Raw genomic sequence first — 23,587 nt, forward strand, 5'->3', positions numbered from 1 at the left:
GCGCCTGCGACGACAGAGAACTCGAATGGCACGCCGCGACCCGGCACGAAAAATGCTGTGCCCGCCCCGAAGGGCGGACACAGCGGTAATTCACGTCCCCCGAAGTGAATTATTTGGAGAAGGCTACGGCTTGGGCTTGCAGCTGGCTCGCTTTGTCTGGCATTCGGCGAAATGAAGCTTTGCCACGATGCCCTTCATGGTCCAGGAGTCGAGGTTTGTGGTGCTGCAGTTTCCGTTCTGCCGGTACTTCGTGATCAGGAACTTTCGGTACAGGACGCCCGGCTGTGTGAAACCGCGCTTCTTCGCGTCCACCTTCATGCGGTTGGTCACGGTCGCGCCGGCCGACACCTTTTTCGTCACCGAGTAGCTGGTCTTCGCCTCGATCTTCCCGATGCCCCAGGAGACGCTGCCACCGGCCTCACCGATCCACGTTGACGAGCGGCTCTTGTTGGTCTTCACCGAGATGGTGAGCCACGAGGAGCCGGAGCTGCTGTTGTACTTTCCGATCGCGGGGCCCCGGCTCTTGAAGATGGACTTCCCGTAGGGCTTGACCGTGTAGAAGTGGAAGACGTCGCACTGCTGGGCGCTGTTCTCCGACGCCGTCGCCGTACCCGGAGTAAGGGCGAAGCTACCGAGTACCAGCGCTGCCGCTGTAGTGGTCGAGTACAGGGTGTGCTTGATTGCGGCTCTCATTTTTCCCCGTGTTGGTCAGACGTTTCGTTGACGGGGATGAAGTTAGCGATGGGAAACTGCGGCATCAAGGGGTTTAGAGAAAGTGCCTTAAGCGTTCCTCAGGGGAACCTCAAACATGATTGCGGATGAAATTAGTCCGCAATTTCAAGCGTCCGATATGGGAATTTTGCGGAGAACGTAAATGGGTGACACGGGGCGAAACGGTCACCACGCAGAGTGGCGTGACGTGCGTCACATTGGAGGTGCGTATGGGGGGAGTGGCCATCAATGCGGCCTCTGGAAAGGCGAGTTGGGTTTGTGGCGGTTGCGCCTCGCCGGACGCCCTCGAAGCGAGGGCTCCGGCCCGTCGGCGCGCGTGCCTCGGCGGGCCCAAAAGTGCCGATCCTTGGAGGTCAGGCATGGTGAACCGAGCTGCGGTGGAGGGGATTTGGTCGAGATGCGACAGTCCGACTGATCGCTCACGATGTCCGGATACCGGAAGGGGGCAGGCCACATCACGGTTACGCATCCATTCCCCGTCAAGTCTGGTAACAGATCGCGACGTGGATGAAGACTCCCGCTCCAAGGGGCCTTCGCCCCTGTGTACGACGGACTGATCACGTCGCTACAGCGGCAAGTGCGGGCCGGTCACCACCGGTTGAGAGGGGTCCCTGCCACGATGACGGCACCATTGCATGACACACCTGCGGACGCGGACCCGACAGAGGACGTCGCTCCCGCAGTTGATGCAGGGGTGAAGAAGGTCGAGGGCCGGTCCCTCAAGCAGATCGCCTGGAACCGGCTGAAGCGGGACAAGGTCGCCCTGGCCGGCGGCATCACGGTGGTGCTCCTGGTCCTGGTCGCGGTCTTCGCGCCCCTGATCGTGAGCCTGCTCGGTCACCCGCCCAACGACTTCCACCAGGACAAGCTCGACGAGCTGACCGGCCTGCCCACGGGCTCGCTGGGCGGTGTCAGCGGCGACTTCCTCTTCGGACTCGAGCCGAACAAGGGCCGCGACGTCTTCAGCCGCATCGTCTACGGTGCGCGGATCTCGCTCCTGGTGGCGTTCCTCGCGGCGATCGTCGCCGTGGCGCTCGGCACCCTCTTCGGGATCATCGCCGGGTACTTCGGCGGCTGGATCGACGCGCTGATCAGCCGCGTGATGGACGTACTGCTCTCCTTCCCGCAGCTGCTCTTCATCATCTCGCTCGTCTCCGTGCTCCCCGACGACCTGCTGGGTCTCGAGGGCACCAGCGTGCGCGTCGCGATCCTCGTCATGGTCATCGGCTTCTTCGGCTGGCCGTACGTCGGACGGATCGTCAGAGGCCAGACACTCTCGCTCCGTGAGCGCGAGTACGTGGAAGCGGCCCGCAGCCTCGGCGGCGGCAAGCGCCACATCCTGTTCCGCGAGCTGCTGCCCAACCTGGTCGCCCCGATCACCGTCTACGCGACGCTGATGATCCCGACCAACATCCTCACGGAGGCGGCCCTCAGCTTCCTCGGCGCCGGCGTCAAGCCGCCGACGGCCTCGTGGGGCGGCATGCTGCGCGACGCGCTCAAGACGTACGAGCACGACCCGATGTTCATGGTCTTCCCGGGCGTCACGATCTTCATCACCGTGCTGGCCTTCAACCTCTTCGGCGACGGGCTGCGTGACGCGCTCGACCCGAAGGGGACGCGCTAGAAGGTCCCAATTGGCTTGCCCCTGCCGCATGTCAGGTGGCTTTAACCATGGTTCTCCGGCAGCACTAGGCCAGGGACCGCGATCTCGGAGGTTACGAGAAAATGCCCACAGGTTCCACGAAACGACGGCTCACCAGCGGTGCGGCCCTCGTCGTCGCGGCGCTGGTGACCACCACGGCGTGCGGCGGCGGTGACGGTGGCGACAGCGACTCGAAGGGTGCCGGTTACAACGCGGCACTGAACAAGATCGCCAACCCTTCCAAGAAGAAGGGGGGCACGCTGAAGATGGTCGGCAAGCAGGACCTCGACTCCGCCGACCCCCAGCGCGCCTACTACGGCATGACGTGGGACTTCATGCGCTTCTACACCCGGCAGCTGGTGACGTACGACACCAAGCCGGGCAAGGCGGGCACGAAGCTGGTCCCGGACCTCGCCACCTCCACGGCGAAGATCTCCGACGACGGCAAGACCTACACGTACAAGCTGCGTCCCGGTCTCACCTGGGAGGACGGCTCCAAGCTGACCTCCAAGGACGTCAAGTACGGCATCGAGCGCATCTGGGCGACGGACACCATCACCGGTGGTCCGGGGTACATCCGCCAGACGCTGGACCCGAAGACGAAGTACAAGGGTCCCTACAAGGACAAGGGCGGCCTCGACGCGATCGAGACCCCCGACGACCAGACGATCATCTTCAAGCTGCCCAAGCGCAACGGTGACTTCGAGCAGTTCCTGGCCATGCCCACCGGTTCGCCGGTGAAGGAGTCCAAGGACACGAAGGCCAAGTACACGCAGCGACCGTTCTCCTCGGGGCCGTACAAGTTCCAGGAGTACAAGTCCAACAAGAAGATCGTGCTGGTCCGCAACGACAAGTGGAAGAAGTCCTCGGACCCGATCCGCGCCGCGCTGCCCAACAAGATCGACGTGACGATCTCCGCCAACCAGGAGGAGAACGACAAGAAGCTGATGGAGGGTGACTTCGACGTCGACCTCAACGGCACGGGCATGACCCAGTCCGGCCGTGTCAGCGCCGTCACCGACCACCGCGGCAACGTCGACAACATGCACACGTCCTTCGTGCGCTACGTCGCGCTGATCCACAACGCCAAGCCGTTCGACAACGTGCACTGCCGCAAGGCCGTGTTCTACGCGACCGACTTCGCGAGCATCCAGCAGACCCGCGGCGGCAAGATCGCGGCCGGTGACGTCGCCAACAGCACCTTCCCGAAGGCGATCCCGGGCCACAGCGACTACGACCCGTACGGCGTCCTGAAGCGCAGCTCCCTCAAGGGCAAGGCCAAGGAGAAGGCGGACGCCGCCTCCCGCGCCAAGGCCAAGGACGAGCTCAAGCAGTGCGGCAAGCCGAACGGCTTCACCACCAAGCTGACCGCCCGCAGCAACAACCCGGGTGAGGTCGACGCGGCGGAGGCGCTGCAGGAGGCCCTCAAGAAGGTCAACATCAACGTCCAGGTCGACTCCCTCGACGGCGCCGACACCTCCAGCATCACCGGCTCGCCGTCCGTCGTGAAGAAGCGCGGCTACGGCATGACGATGAGCGGCTGGGGCCCGGACTTCCCGTCCGGCCAGGGCTACGCGCAGCCGCTGTTCGACAGCCGCTTCCTGAACCCGACCGGTAACTACAACGAGTCCCAGATCAAGGACAAGAAGGTCGACGCGCTCTTCGACAAGGCGATCGCCGAGACCGACCCGGCCAAGGCCGGCGAGATCTACAAGGAACTCGACAAGCGGATCCTCGACAACGCCGACTGGATGCCCTTCCTCTACGAGAAGAACATCACCTGGCGCGGGTCGCGGCTGACCAACGCCTACATGTCGGACGGCTACAACGGCCGTTACGACTACGCCTCGCTGGGCGTCGTCAAGTAACTCCCCGTCCGGTCACACGCAGTTGACCGCCCCACCGCCGCCGAATCCCGCCAGTCCGAAGGGCAGGTGATGGCCCCGGGCGACGGCCGGAGCCCCTCACGAGGGGGCTCCGGCCACCGCCGGGCCGCGCACAGTGCTTGCTTATCTCATCCGGCGCCTGATCGCCGTAATCATCATGGTGCTGGTCGTACTGCTCGCGACCTTCACCGTCTTCTTCATGCTGCCCAAGTGGGCGGGACAGGACATCGCAGTCCTCTTCGCCGGCAAGGCCACCGGAGCCGAGCAGATCGAAGGCATCCGGACCAAACTGGGACTCGACGACCCGCTGCTCGTCCAGTTCTGGGAGTTCATCAAGGGCATCCCGATGGGGCGCGACTACGTCAACGGCAGTGACGTCACGCACTGCCCGGCGCCCTGCTTCGGCTACTCCTTCCGCACTGAGGCACCCGTCTGGGAGACCCTCAAGGACGCCCTGCCCGTCACCGGCGCGCTCGCCGCCGGCGCCTGCGTCCTGTGGCTCGCCGCCGGTGTCGCCACCGGTGTCGTCTCCGCGCTCAAGCGGGGCACCGTCTGGGACCGCTCCGCGATGACCGTCGCCCTCGGCGGCGTCTCGCTCCCCGTCTTCTTCACCGGCATGATCGCGATGGGCATCTTCGTCCACAACCTCGGCTGGGTGAAGATCGCGGACAGCCTCAGCACCGACGACTCGGCCGGTGTCTGGCTCCAGACGCTGATCCTGCCGTGGATCGTCCTCGCCTTCCTCAACGCCGCGATGTACGCCCGTCTCACCCGCGCCACCATGCTCGAAGTGCTCGGCGAGGACTACATCCGCACCGCGCGCGCCAAGGGGCTCGGCGAGGCCACCGTCATCCGCAAGCACGCGCTGCGCTCCGCGATGACGCCGATCCTCACCGTCTTCGGACTCGACCTCGGCGTCCTCATGGGCGGCGCCGTGCTCACCGAGTCCACGTTCAACCTGCCGGGGCTCGGCCTCGAAGCGGTCAGGGCCATCAGCAGCAAGGACCTGCCCGTCATTCTCGGCGTGACCCTGTGCGCGGCGCTCGCGATCGCCGTGGCCAACCTCGTCGTCGACCTTCTGTACGCCGTCATCGACCCGCGAGTGAGGCTGGGATGACCGAACTGTCCAAGAGCGGAGCCGCGGTGGGCGAACCCGTCGCCGACTCGCCCGCTCCCTCCGCCTTCCTCGAGGTGCGCGACCTCAAGGTGCACTTCCCGACCGACGACGGCGTGGTCAAGTCCGTCGACGGGCTCAGCTTCCAGCTGGAGAAGGGCAAGACCCTCGGCATCGTGGGCGAGTCCGGCTCCGGCAAGTCGGTCACCTCGCTCGGCATCCTCGGCCTGCACACCGCGGGCCAGTACGGCGCCCGCCGGGCGCAGATCTCCGGTGAGATCTGGCTCGACGGCAAGGAGCTGCTGAGCGCACCGCCGGACGAGGTGCGCAAGCTGCGCGGCCGCGAGATGGCGATGATCTTCCAGGATCCGCTCTCCGCGCTGCACCCGTACTACTCCATCGGCAAGCAGATCACCGAGGCGTACCGGGTCCACAACGACGTCGACAAGAAGACCGCCCGCAGGCGTGCGATCGAGATGCTCGACCGGGTCGGCATCCCGCAGCCCGACAAGCGCGTGGACGCCTACCCGCACGAGTTCTCCGGCGGCATGCGCCAGCGCGCGATGATCGCCATGGCGCTGGTGAACAACCCGGAACTGCTCATCGCGGACGAGCCGACCACCGCCCTGGACGTCACCGTCCAGGCGCAGATCCTCGACCTCATCCGGGACCTGCAGAAGGAGTTCGGCTCCGCCGTCATCATGATCACGCACGACCTGGGCGTGGTCGCCGAGATGGCGGACGAGCTCCTGGTCATGTACGGCGGCCGGTGCGTCGAGCGCGGCACCGCCGAGAAGGTCTTCTACGAGCCCCAGCACCCGTACACCTGGGGCCTGTTGGGGTCGATGCCCCGCATCGACCGCGAGGAGACCGAGCGGCTCATCCCCGTCAAGGGCTCCCCGCCCAGCCTGATCAACCTGCCGAGCGGCTGCGCCTTCAACCCGCGCTGCCCCTACGCGGACATCCCCAAGGACCAGATCACCCGGCGTGAGCGCCCGGAGCTGCGGCTCGTGGCCGAGGGGCACTACTCGGCCTGCCACATGTCGCAGGACGAGCGCACCCGCATCTGGACCGAAGAGATTGCGCCGAAGCTGTGAACGACGACGTGAAGGGCCAGGAGATGACGATCCCGGCGCAGCCGAAGAGCTCGCCCGAGCCGCTGCTCAAGGTCGACGGCCTGGTGAAGCACTTCCCCATCAAGAAGGGGCTGCTCCAGCGCCAGGTGGCGGCCGTCCAGGCGGTGGACGGGCTCTCCTTCGACGTACGTCCCGGTGAGACGCTCGGCGTGGTCGGCGAGTCCGGCTGCGGCAAGTCGACGATGGGCCGGCTCATCACCCGGCTGCTCGAACCCTCGGGCGGCCGCGTCGAGTTCGAGGGCACGGACATCACGCATCTGAACACCGGCAAGATGCGCCCGCTGCGCCGCGACGTCCAGATGATCTTCCAGGACCCGTACTCGTCGCTGAACCCCCGGCACACCATCGGCACGATCGTCGGCGCGCCGTTCAAGCTCCAGGGCGTCAAGCCCGAGGGCGGCGTGAAGAAGACCGTGCAGGAGATGCTGGAGCGCGTCGGGCTCAACCCCGAGCACTACAACCGCTATCCGCACGAGTTCTCCGGCGGCCAGCGCCAGCGCATCGGCATCGCCCGGGCGCTCGCCCTGCGCCCGAAGCTCGTGGTGGCGGACGAGCCCGTCTCCGCCCTGGACGTCTCCATCCAGGCCCAGGTGGTCAACCTCCTGGACGACCTCCAGGACGAGCTCGGTCTCACGTACGTGATCATCGCGCACGACCTGTCGGTCATCCGGCACGTCTCGGACCGCATCGCGGTGATGTACCTCGGCAAGATCGTGGAGCTGGCGGACCGCAAGGACCTCTACGCCACGCCGATGCACCCGTACACCAAGGCGCTGCTCTCCGCGGTGCCGGTGCCCGACCCCAGGCGGCGCGGTACCAAGAGCGAGCGGATCCTGCTCCGCGGCGACGTCCCCTCGCCGATCGACCCGCCCACCGGCTGCCGCTTCCACACGCGGTGCTGGAAGGCGACGGAGATCTGCAAGACGAAGGAGCCGCCGCTGACCGCGCTCGCCACCGGGCACCAGGTGGCCTGCCACCACCCCGAGAACGCGGAGGACCAGGCGCCCGAGGACACCAGGCTCCTGTCGGCGGCCAAGGAGGCGATCGAGGTCGTCACACTGACGACCAAGGCGGACGAGGCCGCCGCGGCCGGCTCTTCGACGAGTGACGTGTCGAAGACTGACGCGGCGAAGACTGACGCGGCGAAGACTGACGCGGCCAAGAGCGACGTCTCGGAGAGCGGCGTGGCGAAGGACAAGGGTCAGAAGTCGACTGAGGCGTAAGCCAAGTTGACCCGGGCGAAGTACGCGCCCCGGGTCATGTACATGCCCTAACGGGAGAGTGCAGAGTCTGCGTGTCCGTCTCCACGGACACCCCATCGGAACGCGTTCGAAGGGAAGACTCATGGCACTCTCCCGTTCGGCACGTCTGGGAGCGCTCGCGACCGCGGCGCTCTCGTTCTGTCTCATCGCCGCGGCCCCCGCGCCCCACCCCGGCTCCGAGGGCGTCGGCGACCCGTACTTCCCCCAGCTGGGCAACGGTGGCTTCGACGTACGCCATTACGGACTCGACGTCGCCTACGACCCGGCGACCGACCGCCTCGACGGCCGCACCACGATCACCGCGCGTGCCACGGAGAACCTCTCCTCCTTCGACCTCGACCTGCAGAAGCTGACGGTCACCCGGATCGAGGTGAACGGCAGACCCGCCCGGTTCACCCGCACCGGTGACGAGATCCGCATCACGCCGCGCGAGGCCCTGCGCAAGAACAAGACGTTCACCGTGCGGGTCACCTACGGCGGCGTGCCCGAACCGCTCAGCGGCCCCATCGTCTTCGGCTCCGACTACGGCTGGATGAAGACCGCCGACGGCGTCTTCGTCGCCTGCGAGCCCAACGCCGCCTCGACCTGGTTCCCGTCCAGCGACCACCCCTCCGACAAGGCCGCCTTCGACATCCGCATCAAGGCGCCCAAGGAGCTCACCTCGGTCTCCAACGGCCGCCTGGTGGGCACGTACGGCAAGGGCGACCAGCGCGTCGCCCACTGGCGCTCGACCAAGCCCATGGCCACGTACCTCGCGACGGCCACCATCGGGAAGTTCGACGTGCGGACCGGCGAGACGCCGGGCGGGACGCCCATCTACGTCGCCATCGACCCGACGCTGCCCAGGGGCGACGTCGACGTGTACGGCATCACGGCCGAGGTCACCGACCACTGGTCGAAGGTCTTCGGCCCGTACCCCTTCGAGGAGACCGGCGCGATCGTCGACGACATGCCGCAGGCCGACTTCTCCCTGGAGACGCAGACCAAGCCGATCTACTCGGCCGTGCGCTCGGAGAACACGATCGTGCACGAGCTGGCCCACCAGTGGTTCGGCGACGCCGTCTCGCCCGCCACCTGGCGGGACATCTGGCTCAACGAGGGCTTCGCGACGTACGGGCCCTGGCTCTGGGGCGAGCACAAGGGCCGGGCGACCGCGCACGACGCCTTCCGGGCCGCCTACGACGCCCGGCCCGCCGACTCCGCCTTCTGGCAGATCACCGTCGGCGACCCGCAGCGCGACACCATGTTCGCCTCGGCCGTCTACCAGCGCGGCGCGATGACGCTCCAGGTGCTCAGGGAGCGCATCGGCGACAAGGACTTCTTCGCCCTGCTCAAGGCCTGGGTGAAGCAGCACAGGTACGGCACGGCGAGCACCGCCGACTTCATCCAACTCGCCGAGCGGATCTCCGGCGAGCAGCTCGACCAGCTCTTCCACACCTGGCTCTTCACGAAGGGAAAGCCGGCTCTTCCCTCGCGGTGAGTCCCGGGTCCGGGTGAGGGCGGCGCGGGGTGCGTGCCGGGGTCGGGTAAGAATGGCGCGTGCTCCTGGACCTGTTCACCCCCTCCGTCCAGCACGCGCTGGACATCGTGGGGATCTTCGTCTTCGCGATCTCCGGCGCGCTGCTCGCCGTGCGCAAGAACTTCGACGTCTTCGGCATCGCCGTCCTCGCCGAGGTCACCGCGCTGGGCGGAGGGCTCTTCCGCGACCTGGTCATCGGGGCGGTGCCGCCGGCCGCCTTCACCGACCTCGGGTACTTCATCACCCCGCTGTTCGCCGCGGCCCTGGTCTTCTTCCTCCACCCGGAGGTGGAGCGCACCCAGCTCGCCGTGAACGTCTTCGACGCGGCGGGGCTCGGCCTCTTCTGCGTCTCGGGCACGACCAAGGCGTACGACTACGGCCTCGGCCTCACCGCGTCGGCCGCGCTCGGCCTGATGACCGCGGTCGGCGGCGGCGTGCTGCGCGACATCGTCGCCAACGAGGTGCCCTCGCTGGTCCGCTGGGACCGTGACCTGTACGCCGTGCCCGCCATCGTGGGCGCGACGATGGTCGCCCTCGCCATCCGCGCCGACGAGCTGTCGGCCCTCACCAGCGGCTTCGCCGTCGTGACGACGTTCGTCCTGCGGCTGCTCGCGCTGCACTACCACTGGCGGGCGCCCCGGGCCTGGAACCGGCGCTCCACGGCCGTGGAAGCTGAGGTCCAGGAGACCCCGTGACAAGAAAAGCTACCGCTCAGTAGTTACCTGTTGTACGTTGCTGGCATGGCAACGGCAGCATCGGAGGCATCGACGGCCTCCATCGGCGACAGCGAGTTCGACCGCGACACGGCGGTCACCCGGCGGGAGCCCGGCGTCTACGACACCGAACTCTCCGCCGGATGGACGATCATCAGCGCCGTCAACGGCGGCTACCTCCTCGCCGTCATCGGCCGCGCGCTCGCGGACGCCCTCCCGCACGCCGACCCCTTCACCGTCTCCGCGCACTACCTCACCGCGTCGGCCCCCGGCCCCGCCGTGATCCGCACGGACGTGGTCCGCGGCGGCCGGTCCCTCTCCACCGGGCAGGCCTCGCTCTTCCAGTACGACGACGAGGGCCGCGAGGTCGAGCGGATCCGCGTCCTCGCCTCGTACGGCGACCTCGACGCGCTCCCCGACGACGTCCGCACCACGGCCGAACCCCCCGCCATCCCGCCGCTCGACCAGTGCTTCGGCGCGCAGGACGCCCCCGACCACCGGCCGGTGCCCGGCAGCTCCGCCATCGCCGACCGCCTCTTCCTCAAGCTCGACCCCGCCACGCTCGGCTGGGCGCTCGGGCAGCCGTCCGGCAGGGGCGAGATGCGGGGCTGGTTCGGGCTCGCGGACGGCCGCGACGCGGACCCGCTGTCGCTGCTGCTGACCGTCGACGCGCTGCCGCCGACCGCCTTCGAGATGGGCCTCACCGGCTGGGTCCCGACCGTGGAGCTGACGGTCCACGTCCGCCACCGCCCCGCACCGGGCCCGCTGCGCGTCTCGATCACCACCCGCAACCTCGCGGGCGGCTTCCTGGAGGAGGACGCGGAGGTCTGGGACAGCGCGGACCGGCTGGTCGCCCAGTCGCGCCAACTGGCCCGCGTACGGCTGGGGTAGGGGCGGGCCCGCGGCGGGCGTGGGAGATCCTGGGCGGGTGAAATCCGACCGGCTGCTCTCGATCCTGCTGCTGCTCCAGACCCGCGGCCGGGTCCGCGCGCACGAGCTCGCGGAGCGCCTGGAGGTCTCCGTGCGCACCATCTACCGCGACATCGAGGCCCTGTCCGCCTCCGGTGTCCCGGTCTACGCCGAGCGGGGCCGGCACGGCGGCATCGAACTGCTCGCCGGGTTCCGCACCGACGTGACCGGGCTGACCGCCGACGAATCGCGGGCGCTGTTCATCCTCGCGGCCCGGGGCGCGCACGCCGCGCTCGGCCTGGACGCCGCGCTCGGCTCCGCGCTGCGCAAGGTGATGGCGGCGCTGCCCGAACCGCACCGGCCCGCCGCGGAGCTGGCGAGCCGCCGCGTCCTCGTGGACAACGCGCGCTGGATGCGCGGCCCGCACCCCACCGTGGACCTGGAGGTGCTGCGGGACGCGGTCTTCGCCGACCGCCGGCTGCGGCTGACCTACCGGCACAGCGGCGAGCAGACCCCGCGGGCGTACACCGTCGATCCGTACGGCCTCGTCGCCAAGGCCGGGATCTGGTACCTGGTGGCCGACCGGAGCGGGGCCCCGCACCTTTTCCGCGCCGACCGGGTCGCCTCGGCGACCCTCAGCGACGCCCCGGTCGAACGGCGCGCGGGGGTCGAACTCGCCGATGTGTGGGACGTGTTGAAGCGCCGGGTCGAGGAGCGGCCGGGCGGCGTCGACGTGCTGGCCCGGGTGCGGCGCGAGCGCCTCGACCAGTTCCTGCGCATGAACGGCTCCGCGGTCACCGAGCCCCCCGACCGCGACGGCGAGGGCGAGTGGGTCACGGTCCGCCTCGGCTACGGAGCCGTCGGCGAGGCGAAGCTGCTGCTGCCCTTCACCGACCACGTCGAGGTGGTCTCGCCGCCCGAGGTGCGGGACGAGCTCGCCAGGGCCGCCGCCGCGGTCAGCGAGCTGTACGGTCCGCGAGGAAACGGGCCAGCTCACCGCTGAGTTCGGCCGGCGCGTCCTCCTGCACGAGATGGCCTGCACCCTCGATCAGGGACAGCCGGGCGCCGGGAATGAGCCGCGCGAGCTCCTCACCCCTGGCCACCGGGATCCACGGGTCCCGCGTGCCCCAGCAGATCAGCACCGGGAGGCTCAACTCGCCGTACCGCCCCTCGATCTCGTCGGTGAACCGCTGGTCGTTCTGGGCGATCTGCCGGTAGAAGGCGCTCTGGCCCTCGGGCGAGCACCACGGCTCGACGAGGCGGTCGAGCACGCCGGGGTGCAGCCCGCGCGGGCTGGTCGAGCTCACGTACTCGCGGACCAGGGCCCGGTGCAGCTCCGCGGGCAGCCGGCTGAATACCTCGGCGTTCTCGCCGAGCAGCCGGTATGTGGGGGAGCCCCAGGGGGCGAGCGCCACCGGGTCGACCAGGGCGAGGCGTTCGAAGTCGGCACCGTGCAGCAGCTGCGCCCGCAGCGCGATGCACCCGCCGAAGTCGTGGGCGACGACGGCGGGCCGCTCCAGGCCCCAGTGGTCGAGCAGTTCGGTGAGGACCCGGGCCTGGGCCGCGAGCGTCACGTCCTGTCCGGTCCGCATCTCCGAGACGCCGTACCCCGGCAGGTCCCAGACGTGGACGCGGTGTTCGCGGGAGAGCGCGCGGGCGACGGCACGCCAGACGTACGACGAGAAGGGGGTGCCGTGGACGAGGACGACGGGTGGGGCGTCGGCGGGGCCGAGGGCGGCCCAGCGGACCGTGCCGGTGGTGGCGGCGAAGGTCCGGTCGAGGGTCCAGGGGTCACGGGCATCGTCGGTCATGAGCGTAAGGCTAGTTGCTCCTTACGGGGGAGTCGAGGGCCTCATCCGCCCGGGCCGCCCGCCGCCTCCCGTGGCGGGGGCGTCAGCCCTCGTCCTGCCAGTGGCGGCGGCCCAGTCCGATCAGGCGCAGCTGCCTGCGCGCGACATCGGCGACCCGCGCCTCCGCCGCCGTCCCGGGGCCCGCGTCCAGGAACGCCGACGCCGTCATCACCATGTGGTCGACGTACATCCCGGCGAGCATCAGCAGATCGTCCTCGCTCCACCGCGATGTCGGTGTCTCGCGGGCGAACTGCTCCGCCACCTCGCGCGCGAACAGGGCCAGCTGGGACCCGATCGCGTCCCGTACCGCGCGGACGCCGCCGTGCCGCTCGCGGGCGATGAAGCGGACATGGGCGGGGTGGGCGCGGACGTATCCGGCTATCAACTCGACCGTGCCCGTGATGCGTTGCTCGCTGTCGCCGGTCTCCGCCGCCAGCATCGCGGTGAGGGTGGTGTGCAGGCTGCCGAGGGTGTCCTCGACGAGGGCCACGCCCAGGTCGGCGGTGTCCCGGAAGTGCCGGTAGAAGGCGGTGGGGGCGACGCCCACGGCCCGGGTGACCTCGCGCAGGCCCAGGCTGCTCAGGCTCTGCTCCTCCAGCAGCTGGAGCGCCGCGTCGAGGAGCGCCTGCCGGGTCTTCTGCTTCTGGGCCTGCCGGATGCCGAGGGTGTGACTCATGCCATGCAGTTAACAACTGTTCTCCGAGTTTTGAAAGCCGGAGAGGGAGTAGACTTCTAAGTCAGTGAACAACTGTAACCACAAGCGTTCACCCAACGAGAGGGTTCTCATGCTCTTCCTTGTCGCCGCCCTTCTGCTGCTGGGTGTCGCCATGGGTTCCGTGGCTCACGCCCCGCTGCCGGTCAGCCTGATCGCCGCTGTCGTCATCGGCGTGTGGCTCCTGGTCTTCGCACTCCGAGAGCGTCACGCGCGGCACCGCTGACCCCGTCGGGCACCGCTGATCCACTCCGTACGACACCTCCACCTGTCAGGAGTCGCACCATGGCCATCACCGCAGAACGCACCACCGAGAGCACGACCGAGCACACCCGCGAGCACACGACCGGGAACACCGCGCAGGCGCGGCCCGCGGAGCGCCCCACCGGGCGGCGGGACACCGACGGCATGGCCGTCGCCTCCTTCGTCCTCGGACTGCTCGGCCTGCTCGTCCTGAACATCTTTCTCGGCCCGGTCGCGATCGTCCTCGCGGGCATCGCCCTGTGGCGCGGCACCGCCCGGAAGGGCCGCGCGCTGCTCGGACTCGGGCTCGGCGTCGCCGACCTCCTCGTGCTCGCCGTGCTCGTCTCGATGGACAACACCGTGTCCTGGGGTCTCGCAGGCTGATACCACCGGGGCGTAGGGCCCCGCACGGCTCGTAGAATCGTGCGCACCATGGCCTACCTCGATCACGCAGCGACCACTCCGATGCTCCCGGAGGCGATTGCGGCGTTGACCGCCCAGATCGCCGTCACCGGCAACGCCTCCTCGCTGCACGCGGCGGGGCGGCGGGCGCGACGCACCGTCGAGGAGGCCCGCGAGACGCTCGCCGAGTCGCTCGGCGCGCGCCCCAGCGAGACCGTCTTCACCTCGGGCGGCACCGAGGCGGACAACCTCGCCGTCAAGGGCCTGTACTGGGCGCGGCGCGACGCGGAGCCCGCCCGCACCCGCGTACTCGCCAGCCCCGTCGAGCACCACGCCGTCCTGGACGCCGTGCACTGGCTCGGCGAACACGAGGGCGCCACCGTCGAATACCTGCCCGTCGACCAGTACGGCAGGGTGCACCCCGAAGGGCTGCGCGAGGCCATCGGGCGCAACCCCGACGACGTCGCCCTGGCCACCGTCATGTGGGCCAACAATGAGATCGGCACCCTCATGCCTGTCCGTGAACTGGCCGACGTGGCCCGGGAGTTCGACGTACCGCTGCACGCCGACGCGGTGCAGGCCTACGGCCAGGTCCCGGTCGACTTCGCCGCGTCCGGACTCGCCGCGATGACCGTCTCCAGCCACAAGATCGGCGGCCCGTACGGCATCGGCGCGCTGCTGCTCGGACGCGAGTACAGCCCCGTGCCCGTACTGCACGGGGGCGGCCAGGAGCGGCATGTGCGCTCAGGGACGCTGGACGTGCCCGCCATCGCCGCGTTCGCCGTCGCCGGTGAGCTGGCCGCGGCCCGGCGCGAGCGGTTCGCCGCCGAGGTCGGCGCGCTCCGCGACGATCTGGTGGCCACCGTCCGCGCGGCGGTCCCCGAGGCGATCCTCGGCGGCGACCCGTCCCCGAAGGGGCGGCTTCCGGCCAACGCGCACTTCACCTTTCCCGGCTGCGAGGGCGACTCCCTCCTGCTGCTCCTGGACGCGCAGGGCATCGAGTGCTCGACCGGGTCCGCGTGCACCGCGGGCATCGCCCAGCCCAGCCACGTCCTGCTCGCCACCGGCGCCGACCCCGACCTCGCCCGCGGCACGCTGCGCTTCTCGCTCGGCCACACGTCCACGAAGGCGGACGTCGACGCGGTGGCGGCGGCGATCGGCCCGGCGGTCGAACGGGCGCGCTCGGCGGGGCTCAGCTAGGGCCCGCCCGGCCCTTCGGGGACGCGCGCGGCCTCTTCGGCCGGTCCCGCGCGGCGCGCACCAGGCGTATGTACCGGTCCCAGTCCCAGTACGGACCCGGGTCCGTGTGGTCCGTGCCCGGCACCTCCACATGGCCGACGATGTGCTCGCGGTCCACGGGGATGTCGTACCGCTCGCATATCCCGGCGGTGAGCCGCGCCGACGCCGCGTACATCGCGTCCGTGAACGACGACTTCTTGTCGACGAAGCCCTCGTGCTCGATGCCGATGCTGCGTTCGTTCCAGCTCTTGTTGCCCGCGTGGAAGGCCACGTCCAGCTCGCGGATCATCTGCGCGACGTGCCCGTCCTTGCGCACCACGTAGTGCGCGGCGGCGCCGTGCGCCGGGTCCTTGAAGACCCGCAGCGCCGTCTGATACCCGCCCTGGACGACGTGGATGACGACGCGGTCTATGGGGTAGTCGTCGGGGCGGTCGGCCCGGCGCCAGTTGTAGTCCGAGGCGGCCGTCCACTGCGCGCCGCGGGCGTCGACCTCGCCCTCCTTGCGCTTCTTCACCACCCCGGGCAGCCGCCCCAGCCCGCCCCTGGCGAGCAGCGCCGTGCCGGCCGCCGCCGCGGCACCGCCGATCAGCAGGGTGCGCCGGTCGATCCCCCGCCGCCCCGGCTTCCCGCCCGCACCCGCACCCTCGGTTTTCGCCCCCATGAGATCGTCAACGCTTACTCACGGGCATCCGGTTCCCGCCGCCCCGTACTCTGTTAGGGCTATGACTTTGACCGAGACCCCGCAGCGCCCCCTCCGCGTCCTCGCCGCCATGTCCGGCGGCGTCGACTCCGCCGTCGCCGCCGCCCGCGCCGCCGAAGCCGGACACGACGTGACGGGAGTGCACCTCGCGCTCTCGGCGAACCCGCAGTCGTTCCGCACGGGCGCGCGGGGCTGCTGCACCATCGAGGACTCGCGCGACGCCCGCCGCGCCGCGGACGTCATCGGCATCCCGTTCTACGTGTGGGACCTCGCCGAGCGGTTCCGCGAGGACGTGGTGGAGGACTTCGTCGCCGAGTACGAGGCCGGCCGCACCCCCAACCCCTGCCTGCGCTGCAACGAGAAGATCAAGTTCGCCGCGCTCCTCGACAAGGCGCTCGCCCTCGGCTTCGACGCGGTCGTCACCGGCCACTACGCCAAGGTGATCGTCCGCGAGGACGGCAGCCGCGAGCTGCACCGCGCCTCGGACATGGCCAAGGACCAGAGCTACGTCCTCGGGGTGCTCGACGAGAAGCAGCTCGCCCACGCGATGTTCCCCCTGGGTGACACGGTCACCACCAAGGAGGAGATCCGCGCGGAGGCCGAGCGGCGCGGCCTCGCCGTCGCCAAGAAGCCCGACAGCCACGACATCTGCTTCATCGCCGACGGCGACACCCAGGGCTTCCTCGCCGCCCGCCTCGGCAAGGCGGAGGGCGACATCGTGGACGAGTCAGGGGCGGTCCTCGGCACCCACGAAGGGGCGTACGGCTACACCATCGGCCAGCGCAAGGGCCTGCGCATCGGCACCCCGGCCCCCGACGGCAAGCCGCGCTACGTCCTGGACATCTCCCCGGTGAACAACACCGTGACGGTCGGCCCCGCCGCCGCCCTTGACGTGACGGGCCTGACCGCCGTGAAGCCCCGCTGGTGCGGGACGGCACCTTCGGGCCCGGGGACGTACACCGCGCAGCTGCGGGCCCACGGCGGCGAGACCGAGGTCACCGCCGAGCTCGTCGACGGCTCGGAGCTGCGGGTCTCCTTCACGGAGCCGGTCCGCGGTGTCGCCCCCGGCCAGGCGATCGTGCTCTACGACGGTACGCGCGTGGTCGGCTCGGCGACGATCGCGACGACGGAGCGGGCGACGGCAGGCGTCAGCCAAGGCTGACGTCGCTCTGGCGCATCATCGACCTTCGTCATAGGCTCTTTGTTACGGGTAATCCGCAAGAAGAGGCCTGAGGCAGTGGCCCGCGAGACTGTCTTCACTGGGAGGTCGGCTGTGCTACTCAGCTTTCGCGTAGCCAATCACCGGTCCATCCGCGAGGAACAGGAGCTGTCGCTCGTCGCCACCGAGTTCAACGAGGGCACGGGGCGGGACACTCGCGCCCGATCCGAGGGCACACCAGTGTCGGTACTGCCCACAGTCGGAGTCTTCGGGGCCAACGGCTCGGGTAAATCGAATCTCCTTTCGGGTATGCGTTTCATGCGCAGGGCCGTCAGGGAGTCCTTCGCCGAGTGGGGCAAGAGCGAGGGGGTGCCGCGCGAGCCCTTTGATCTCGACCCGCGGGCCCGTGAGGAGACCAGCCTCTTCGAGGTGGACTTGCTGCTCGGCAACAAGAATCCGGTCCGGTACACCTATGGCTTCGAGCTCTCCGACGAGCGGGTCGAAGGGGAGTGGCTGCACGCCTATCCTTCAGGACGGCGCCAAGTCTGGTTCGACCGTGAGGCGGACCGGGGGGAGGGCGAGGGCGGGGAATTCAAGTTCCCCGGCACGGGGTTGCGAGGCCCGAAGGACTCGTACGTGTCCTTCACTCGCCCCAATTCCCTCTTGCTCACCGTAGCGGCGACCATGAACAACCCACAGCTTGCCGCTGTCCACCGCTGGTTCCTGGACAACCTGTGGCTGGTCACCTCAGGCGACGACGTACGCGCCCGGACCCGCTGGACCCGCGATCTGATCATGGACAGCGCGCGAGCCGACGACTCGCTGCGAGAGCGTTTCAAGCTGCTTCTGCGCGCCGCCGACCTCGGTATCTCCGATGTCACGGTCGAGCCGGAGACCGGCGACATTCAGCTTCTACATAAGTCCGCGGACGGCACTGCCCGCCCCCTCGACTTCTGGAAGCAGGAATCGCTGGGCACGCACGCGTGGTTCGCTTTCCTCGGCCCTCTGCTCCACGTCCTGGACCGAGGAGGTATCCTCCTCGCCGACGAACTCGACTCCAGCCTTCACCCGCTGCTCGCCGCCGAGGTGATCCGTCTCTTCCAGGACCGCGAGAGCAACCACCGCACCGCGCAACTGATCTTCACGACTCATGATGCGACGTTGCTCGGGCCCTCGGTCGCGGAGCGCCCACTCGATCGTGACCAGGTGTGGATCACGCTCAAGCACGAGGGCGGGGAGACCGCGCTCTACCCGCTCACCGCCGCCCGCAAGGCGCGCAAGGACGAGAACCTGGAACGCCGCTATCTGCACGGTCACTACGGCGGCGTGCCACGACTCTCCAGCGGGGATATCGCCCGCCAGATCGCGGTGCTCGAAGAGGGGCTGAAGGCGACAGCGTGAGCAGCAGAAGACGAGACAGTCAGGAGCGGGGCCGCCGTCGCACGGACCGTTTCGCCGCCGGGGCCGTACGTCGCCCGGTCTCCTCGTACGCCGACCAGTCGCGCCGCGTCATCTACGTGGCCGCCGAGGGCGCGAAGACGGAACGCGACTACATCAAGCTGCTCAACGACACGTACGGCAAGGCTGAAGGCAGCGGCTTCCGCCTGCACTTCTGCGCCCCGCCGCACTCAAACGGGCTGCGCCCCGGGCAGGTCGTCGACCTGGTCCTCGCCACGGCCACGGCGCCGGACGCCGAGAAGTGGGCCCTCTTCGACCGCGACGCCCTCGACTCGCGCGACGAGGAGATCCCAAAAGCCATGAGGAAGGCCGCCGAGCACGGCGTCCAGGTCGCCCTCTCCCACCCCTCCTTCGAGCTGTGGCTGCTGCTCCACTTCCAGTACTTCAGCAGCCAGGAGGACGGACGGAACGACACGGTCCTCAACCGGCTGCGTGGCCACCGGGACGCCAGGGGCTTCGAGGACTACGACCAGCAGTCGGGCGACCGCGGCAAGGGGCTTGGCACACAGCGCGGCCAGTCCCTCCTCGGCCCGAAGCGAGAGCGAACGCGTAACGCCGTACGTAACGCCCGCAAGCTGGTGGCGCAGTGCCCGTATGGCGAGTGCTCGGCCAGGGACCTGGACATTTCGCCGATCCCGGGCCCCGGGACCGAGACGTACGAGCAGTGGACCCGCCGCAGCGGGCATGCGTCCGGATGTGACCCGTTGCGACGCGACCCGTCCTCGGACGTGTGGCGCCTTGTTGCCAGCCTCGGCATCGGCACGGAGGATACGTAACGAGCGGAGCGAACGGTTTCCGTCCAAGCCCTCGACCGGATTACTCTGCCGGGTGACTTCCCCATTCACTCAGGCAACCGAAGGACCGGCGCGTGGCCAGACTCACCCTGCCCGAACTCGAACGGCACCTGTTCGCGGCTGCTGACATCCTGCGCGGGCGCATGGAGCCCTCCGACTACCGGGACTACATCTTCGGGATGCTGTTCCTCAAGCGTTCGTCGGACGAGTTTCAGCCGGAGTGGGAGCGGGTCTACGACGAGCGGCTGGCGATCACCAAGGATCCGGAGCGGGCCCGACAGGAAGCCGACGACCCGGACAGGTACCCGCACGTCTACTACGTTCCGCCGCGCGCCCGCTGGTGGGCGGGCCCACACCGTGACCCGGAGTTGGAGGAAGGCTTCGCGCCCGGCATCTCGGTGCTCACCGATCGTGTCGGCGAGCAGATCGACATGGCTCTCGCCGCCCTGGAGGAGGGCAACGAGCGCCTTGAGGGAGTCACCACCCACATCAAGTTCAACGCCCAGATCGGCAACCGCCCCCGTTTCACGACGACCGAGCTGAAGTCCCTGATCCGGCACTTCAGCATGCACCGGCTGCGCAACGACGACTTCGAGTTCCCGGACATGCTGGGCGCCGCCTACGAATACCTGCTCGCTCGTTTCGCGGACAGCGCCGGCCAGAGCGGGGGCGAGTTCTACACCCCACGTTCCGTGGTGCGCATGATGGTGCGCCTGGTCGACCCCCGGCCGCAGGAGACGGTGTACGACCCCTGCATGGGCTCCGGTGGCATGCTCATCGCGGCCAAGGAGTACGTCGAGGAGCACGGCGGAAAGCCCGAGCACCTTGGTGTCAACGGACAGGACGTCAAGCCGGAGTCCTGGGCGATGGCCAGTATGAACATGGTGCTGCACGGCGTCGAGAAGTTCGACCTCAAGCATGGCGACACCCTCACGCAGCCGCTCCACATCGATCCGAAGACCGGCCGCCTGCTCACCTTCACCAAGGTCCTGTCCAATCCGCCGTTCTCCCAGCTCTACGACCGGCCCTCGGTCGAGGAGGCCGAGGAACGGCATGGCGCCCGCATGAAGTGGGGCTGGGCCCCGGAGAAGGGCAAGAAGGCGGACCTGATGTTCGCCCAGCACATGCTCGGGGTGGTCAAGGAAGAGGGCGTCGTCGCGGTCGTCATGCCGCACGGTGTGCTTTTCCGCGGCGGTAAGGAACGTGACATCCGGATCGAGCTGTTGCGCGACGACTGCGTGGAGGCGGTCATCGGCATCGCCCCGAACCTCTTCTACGGGGTGGGGGTCCCGGCCTGCGTCCTGATCCTGCGCCGTCCGGGCCGCAAGAAGCCCGACCGGGCCAAGCGGGTCCTGTTCATCAACGCCGACCGCGACTTCACGCCCGGCAGCAAGCAGAACGAACTCGGTCCCGAACACGTCGAGAAGATCGTCACGGTGTTCCAGGAAGGTCGGACGGAGGCGGGTTACTCAAAGTTCGTGAGCCGTGACGATCTCCTCGCGGCCGACGCCAACCTCAACATCCGCCGCTGGGTGGACAATTCGCCACCTGCGGAGCCACAGGATGTACGTGCGCACCTCTACGGAGGTGTGCCGGTCGCCGAGGTGGCCTCGCGCAAGGAACTGTTCGACGCGTACGGCGTCGACGCCACGTCGCTCTTCGCTGTGCGGGCCGACGACCCGGCGTATTACGATTTCCTCCCGGAGGGTCCGGAAGCGAGCGCGGCCCGCATCCCGGAGCTGGCGGCACCGCGCGAGGCGGCGCTGCGCACGGCGTACGAGGATTGGTGGGCCAAAGGTCAGGAACTCTTCGTACACCTCGCCAAGGACGGCCGCCTGATGGACCTGCGAGCCGGGCTTCTCGAAGGTTTCGCCCAGGCCATCGGCGGCGTCGGCGTCCTCGACCGGTACCGCACGGCGGGCATCGTCGCCGACTGGTGGACGGAGTCCCGTTACGACATGAAGGCGCTGGCAGCCGGCGGGTTCGAGCGGGTCTTGGAGGGCTGGGTCGACTCGGCGGAGGCGATCGTATCGCCTGCGGCTGTGGTGGCGGGTTCTGCGCGGCGCACCACGGTGTCCGCCGCAGACCGACGCAAGGCCATGTACCGGCCGGTGGTGCGGCTGCTGATCCCGGATCTTCTTGAGGCGTACGCGGCGGCGGAAGCGGCCTCTGCTGCGGCCGACGCGGCGTACAAGGAGGCGGCGGAGGCGCTGGCGGCGGCGAAGTCGGATGACTCCGGGGCCGCGGAGGACTCAGACTTCGAGGACGGGGACGGCGCGGACGGCTCCTCTGCTTCCGGCGAGGATGCCGCCCCGCCGGTGTCCCAGGAGGAACTGGCCCGCCTGGAGCAGCAGTTCGCGCTACGCAAGAAGGAGCGCACAGCCGCGACGAAGAAGCGCAAGGCGCTGGAGGAGCGGTTCGTTCCGGATCTGCTTGCGGCCGCGAAGCTGGCGCTGGCGGACGAGGGCCGGACGCGCGAGGTGGTCCTGACAGTCCTGAACGAGAGCCTTACGGCTCGCTTGGACGCCGCCGTTGCGGTCGGCCGCCGTGAGCTGATTGCGGCGTTCCGTCGTTGGGCGGAGAAGTACGCGGTGTCGTTGGAGGAGCTTGAAGGGGAGAGCTTGGCAGCTGAGGGGGAGCTGGGTAAGTGGCTAAAGGAGTTGGGTTATGGGCGGTGAGCGTTGGGTCGGGTGGCGTTATGTGTCACTCGGCGATGCGGGGACGTGGCTGTCAGGCGGGACTCCCAGCACGTCGAACCCTGCCTACTGGGGCGGTGACGTTCCGTGGATCAGCGGGGCCAGCCTGAAAAGCTTCCGACTGACGGACTCAGAGCGTCGACTGACGAGACTCGGCGTGCAGAATGGTTCTCGCCTCGTGGGCAAGGGCACGACGTTGTTCATCGTGCGCGGCATGAGCCTTAAGTCGGAGTTCCGCATCGGAGTGGCCGAGCGGGAACTGGCCTTCGGCCAGGACTGCAAGGCGCTGATTCCAGCCAAGGGGATTGATCCGCATTTCCTTGCGCACGCGATCCAGGCTCGGACCAACGAAATCCTGGCCATGGTGGAGGATACGAGTCACGGCACGGGGCGTTTGGACACGGAGCGCCTTCAGGCCCTGGAGATCGGGGTGCCACCGCTGGAGGAACAGCGCCGCATCGTCGCCGCGCACGCGGCGTTCGAGCGGCGGATCGGGGGGCTGGAGCGGGTGCGGGGGAAATTGCGAGTGGTTTCGGAGGCAACGCTGGCAGCATCGTTGCGTGACTCTGCGCAAGGAGAGGGCGTGGTGCTTGAGGAGGTGCTCCGTGAGAACCCGAGGAATGGCTACTCGCCAAAGCCAGTGCCCAGCTGGACAGGCGTTCAGGCGCTGGGACTGGGCTGCCTCACAGCCAACGGTTTCGCTCCGGTTCAGCTGAAGAATGTCCCGGATACACCGTTGGCGCATGGAGCCTTGTTGGCCGATGGGGATCTGCTGATGAGTCGAGCCAACACCAGGGAACTGGTTGGCCTCGTAGGCCGGTTCAAGTCCACCGGCCACCCATGCATCTATCCGGACCTGATGATGCGACTGCGCCCTAACGAGGAGCGGTGCCTTTCCGACTATCTGGAGACAGTTCTGCGCTCTGACGCGGTCCGCAGAACGGTGACGGCAGGGGCCAGAGGGACGAGTGAGAGCATGGTCAAGATCAGTGCGGAGCTGGTCAAGTCCCTTAAGATCCCGCTCCCAACCGTGGGCGAGCAACGCCGCATCGTCCGCGCGCAGGCAGCGTACGAGCGGAGGGTCGCAATAATCACCAGGCGGATCCACAAGCTCCGTACAGTTCAGCAGGCGGTAGTAGAGGACCTCCTCATGACCAAAGCTCGTGTGCCTGCGGCGGCTTGCGCTGTCTGATGGCCATGTTGCCTCACGTGGGCGGACGGCGGTGAATCCGCCGAAGTTGGTGGGATTGCGGAAAGCCCCAGTGAAACGCTGCACTTTACGGCATGTCACTGGGATTTCTTGCAACAAGGGGGGATGCCACGGTCTCTCAAGCGGCGTCGTATGCGCTGAGGGCGCCAGAGCGGGCGCACCTTTGGGTACGTGCCGACCCCGCACCGCACTCAAGGGCGGGGCATACGTC

General features: G+C 68.7%; 21 protein-coding genes. 17 read left to right on the forward strand and 4 right to left on the reverse strand.

Going from position 1 to position 23,587, the window contains the following annotated elements; genetic code table 11:
• Positions 1 to 123 precede the first annotated feature (123 nt).
• Positions 124 to 693 (reverse strand): hypothetical protein, encoded by a 570-nt coding sequence (locus ACZ7DY_RS32955; RefSeq protein WP_471142023.1) that lies wholly within the window; start codon positions 691 to 693, stop codon positions 124 to 126.
• A 658-nt stretch (positions 694 to 1,351) separates the two neighbouring features.
• Between ACZ7DY_RS32955 and ACZ7DY_RS32960 the strand changes: the two genes are divergently transcribed.
• From ACZ7DY_RS32960 to ACZ7DY_RS33000, 9 genes are all read left to right on the forward strand, one after another.
• Positions 1,352 to 2,356 (forward strand): ABC transporter permease, encoded by a 1,005-nt coding sequence (locus tag ACZ7DY_RS32960; RefSeq protein WP_471142025.1) that lies wholly within the window; start codon positions 1,352 to 1,354, stop codon positions 2,354 to 2,356.
• 101 nt (positions 2,357 to 2,457) lie between these two features.
• The gene (locus tag ACZ7DY_RS32965; RefSeq protein ID WP_471142026.1) at positions 2,458 to 4,242 is read left to right on the forward strand and encodes an ABC transporter substrate-binding protein; all 1,785 of its coding nucleotides are present in this window, start codon (positions 2,458 to 2,460) and stop codon (positions 4,240 to 4,242) included.
• A 133-nt stretch (positions 4,243 to 4,375) separates the two neighbouring features.
• Positions 4,376 to 5,377 (forward strand): ABC transporter permease, encoded by a 1,002-nt coding sequence (locus ACZ7DY_RS32970; RefSeq protein WP_471142027.1) that lies wholly within the window; start codon positions 4,376 to 4,378, stop codon positions 5,375 to 5,377.
• On the forward strand, positions 5,374 to 6,471 hold the full coding sequence (locus tag ACZ7DY_RS32975; RefSeq protein WP_471142028.1) for an ABC transporter ATP-binding protein: 1,098 nt from the start codon (positions 5,374 to 5,376) through the stop codon (positions 6,469 to 6,471). Before ACZ7DY_RS32970 ends, ACZ7DY_RS32975 begins: the two co-directional genes overlap by 4 nt.
• A 23-nt stretch (positions 6,472 to 6,494) precedes the next feature.
• Positions 6,495 to 7,733: an ABC transporter ATP-binding protein gene (locus ACZ7DY_RS32980; RefSeq protein ID WP_471142525.1), complete on the forward strand. Its 1,239-nt coding sequence runs from the start codon at positions 6,495 to 6,497 to the stop codon at positions 7,731 to 7,733.
• A gap of 121 nt (positions 7,734 to 7,854) precedes the next feature.
• Positions 7,855 to 9,252: a M1 family metallopeptidase gene (locus ACZ7DY_RS32985; protein ID WP_471142030.1), complete on the forward strand. Its 1,398-nt coding sequence runs from the start codon at positions 7,855 to 7,857 to the stop codon at positions 9,250 to 9,252.
• A 59-nt stretch (positions 9,253 to 9,311) separates the two neighbouring features.
• Positions 9,312 to 9,986 carry a trimeric intracellular cation channel family protein gene (locus ACZ7DY_RS32990; RefSeq protein ID WP_471142032.1) on the forward strand — a complete coding sequence of 225 codons (675 nt, stop codon included), beginning with the start codon at positions 9,312 to 9,314 and terminating at the stop codon, positions 9,984 to 9,986.
• A gap of 45 nt (positions 9,987 to 10,031) precedes the next feature.
• Entirely contained in the window at positions 10,032 to 10,895 is an 864-nt protein-coding gene (locus ACZ7DY_RS32995; protein ID WP_471142035.1) for a thioesterase family protein, read from the forward strand.
• A gap of 37 nt (positions 10,896 to 10,932) precedes the next feature.
• Positions 10,933 to 11,916 carry a helix-turn-helix transcriptional regulator gene (locus ACZ7DY_RS33000; RefSeq protein ID WP_471142038.1) on the forward strand — a complete coding sequence of 328 codons (984 nt, stop codon included), beginning with the start codon at positions 10,933 to 10,935 and terminating at the stop codon, positions 11,914 to 11,916.
• Here the strand turns inward: ACZ7DY_RS33000 and ACZ7DY_RS33005 are convergent.
• The gene (locus ACZ7DY_RS33005; RefSeq protein ID WP_471142039.1) at positions 11,870 to 12,724 is read right to left on the reverse strand and encodes an alpha/beta fold hydrolase; all 855 of its coding nucleotides are present in this window, start codon (positions 12,722 to 12,724) and stop codon (positions 11,870 to 11,872) included. The genes ACZ7DY_RS33000 and ACZ7DY_RS33005 overlap by 47 nt on opposite strands.
• Positions 12,725 to 12,806: 82 nt before the next feature.
• A complete protein-coding gene (locus ACZ7DY_RS33010) occupies positions 12,807 to 13,439 on the reverse strand; it encodes a TetR family transcriptional regulator (protein WP_471142042.1) in 633 nt (210 codons plus the stop codon).
• Between the two features lie 109 nt (positions 13,440 to 13,548).
• Here ACZ7DY_RS33010 and ACZ7DY_RS33015 point away from each other — a divergent pair, with 109 nt between their 5' ends.
• The 3 genes from ACZ7DY_RS33015 to ACZ7DY_RS33025 are packed head-to-tail and all read left to right on the forward strand — an operon-like array spanning position 13,549 to position 15,320.
• Positions 13,549 to 13,701, forward strand: coding sequence for a hypothetical protein (locus ACZ7DY_RS33015; RefSeq protein ID WP_355816389.1), 153 nt, complete (start codon positions 13,549 to 13,551; stop codon positions 13,699 to 13,701).
• Positions 13,702 to 13,760: 59 nt separating this feature from the next.
• Positions 13,761 to 14,102, forward strand: coding sequence for a hypothetical protein (locus ACZ7DY_RS33020; RefSeq protein ID WP_471142044.1), 342 nt, complete (start codon positions 13,761 to 13,763; stop codon positions 14,100 to 14,102).
• A gap of 48 nt (positions 14,103 to 14,150) precedes the next feature.
• Complete coding sequence (locus ACZ7DY_RS33025) at positions 14,151 to 15,320, forward strand: cysteine desulfurase family protein (RefSeq protein WP_471142046.1); 1,170 nt, start codon at positions 14,151 to 14,153, stop codon at positions 15,318 to 15,320.
• Here ACZ7DY_RS33025 and ACZ7DY_RS33030 read toward each other — a convergent pair.
• Positions 15,313 to 16,020: an N-acetylmuramoyl-L-alanine amidase gene (locus ACZ7DY_RS33030; RefSeq protein WP_471142049.1), complete on the reverse strand. Its 708-nt coding sequence runs from the start codon at positions 16,018 to 16,020 to the stop codon at positions 15,313 to 15,315. The two genes, ACZ7DY_RS33025 and ACZ7DY_RS33030, sit on opposite strands and share 8 nt — an antisense overlap.
• 67 nt (positions 16,021 to 16,087) lie before the next feature.
• Between ACZ7DY_RS33030 and mnmA the strand changes: the two genes are divergently transcribed.
• From mnmA to ACZ7DY_RS33055, 5 genes are all read left to right on the forward strand, one after another.
• Positions 16,088 to 17,221 (forward strand): tRNA 2-thiouridine(34) synthase MnmA, encoded by a 1,134-nt coding sequence (gene mnmA / locus ACZ7DY_RS33035; protein ID WP_471142528.1) that lies wholly within the window; start codon positions 16,088 to 16,090, stop codon positions 17,219 to 17,221.
• A 111-nt stretch (positions 17,222 to 17,332) separates the two neighbouring features.
• Entirely contained in the window at positions 17,333 to 18,619 is a 1,287-nt protein-coding gene (locus ACZ7DY_RS33040; protein ID WP_471142051.1) for an AAA family ATPase, read from the forward strand.
• Positions 18,616 to 19,452 carry an RloB family protein gene (locus ACZ7DY_RS33045; protein WP_471142052.1) on the forward strand — a complete coding sequence of 279 codons (837 nt, stop codon included), beginning with the start codon at positions 18,616 to 18,618 and terminating at the stop codon, positions 19,450 to 19,452. The genes ACZ7DY_RS33040 and ACZ7DY_RS33045 overlap by 4 nt, the downstream gene beginning before the upstream one ends.
• Before the next feature lie 92 nt (positions 19,453 to 19,544).
• Positions 19,545 to 22,148, forward strand: a complete 2,604-nt coding sequence (locus tag ACZ7DY_RS33050) for a type I restriction-modification system subunit M (RefSeq protein WP_471142053.1) — start codon at positions 19,545 to 19,547, stop codon at positions 22,146 to 22,148.
• The gene (locus ACZ7DY_RS33055) at positions 22,138 to 23,358 is read left to right on the forward strand and encodes a restriction endonuclease subunit S (RefSeq protein ID WP_471142056.1); all 1,221 of its coding nucleotides are present in this window, start codon (positions 22,138 to 22,140) and stop codon (positions 23,356 to 23,358) included. Before ACZ7DY_RS33050 ends, ACZ7DY_RS33055 begins: the two co-directional genes overlap by 11 nt.
• Positions 23,359 to 23,587 lie beyond the last annotated feature (229 nt).

Source organism: Streptomyces sp. NPDC037013, assembly GCF_055607265.1.

Excerpts from the sequence above, each read along its gene's own strand:
- ACZ7DY_RS33025 (WP_471142046.1), top strand. The coding sequence starts at position 14,151 with ATGGCCTACCTCGATCACGCAGCGACCACTCCGATGCTCCCGGAGGCG.
- ACZ7DY_RS32955 (WP_471142023.1), bottom strand. The coding sequence starts at position 693 with ATGAGAGCCGCAATCAAGCACACCCTGTACTCGACCACTACAGCGGCA.
- ACZ7DY_RS32985 (WP_471142030.1), top strand. The coding sequence starts at position 7,855 with ATGGCACTCTCCCGTTCGGCACGTCTGGGAGCGCTCGCGACCGCGGCG.
- ACZ7DY_RS32965 (WP_471142026.1), top strand. The coding sequence starts at position 2,458 with ATGCCCACAGGTTCCACGAAACGACGGCTCACCAGCGGTGCGGCCCTC.
- ACZ7DY_RS33020 (WP_471142044.1), top strand. The coding sequence starts at position 13,761 with ATGGCCATCACCGCAGAACGCACCACCGAGAGCACGACCGAGCACACC.
- ACZ7DY_RS32980 (WP_471142525.1), top strand. The coding sequence starts at position 6,495 with ATGACGATCCCGGCGCAGCCGAAGAGCTCGCCCGAGCCGCTGCTCAAG.
- ACZ7DY_RS33005 (WP_471142039.1), bottom strand. The coding sequence starts at position 12,724 with ATGACCGACGATGCCCGTGACCCCTGGACCCTCGACCGGACCTTCGCC.
- ACZ7DY_RS32995 (WP_471142035.1), top strand. The coding sequence starts at position 10,032 with ATGGCAACGGCAGCATCGGAGGCATCGACGGCCTCCATCGGCGACAGC.
- ACZ7DY_RS32960 (WP_471142025.1), top strand. The coding sequence starts at position 1,352 with ATGACGGCACCATTGCATGACACACCTGCGGACGCGGACCCGACAGAG.
- ACZ7DY_RS33055 (WP_471142056.1), top strand. The coding sequence starts at position 22,138 with ATGGGCGGTGAGCGTTGGGTCGGGTGGCGTTATGTGTCACTCGGCGAT.
- ACZ7DY_RS33030 (WP_471142049.1), bottom strand. The coding sequence starts at position 16,020 with ATGGGGGCGAAAACCGAGGGTGCGGGTGCGGGCGGGAAGCCGGGGCGG.
- ACZ7DY_RS32975 (WP_471142028.1), top strand. The coding sequence starts at position 5,374 with ATGACCGAACTGTCCAAGAGCGGAGCCGCGGTGGGCGAACCCGTCGCC.
- ACZ7DY_RS33010 (WP_471142042.1), bottom strand. The coding sequence starts at position 13,439 with ATGAGTCACACCCTCGGCATCCGGCAGGCCCAGAAGCAGAAGACCCGG.
- ACZ7DY_RS33015 (WP_355816389.1), top strand. The coding sequence starts at position 13,549 with ATGCTCTTCCTTGTCGCCGCCCTTCTGCTGCTGGGTGTCGCCATGGGT.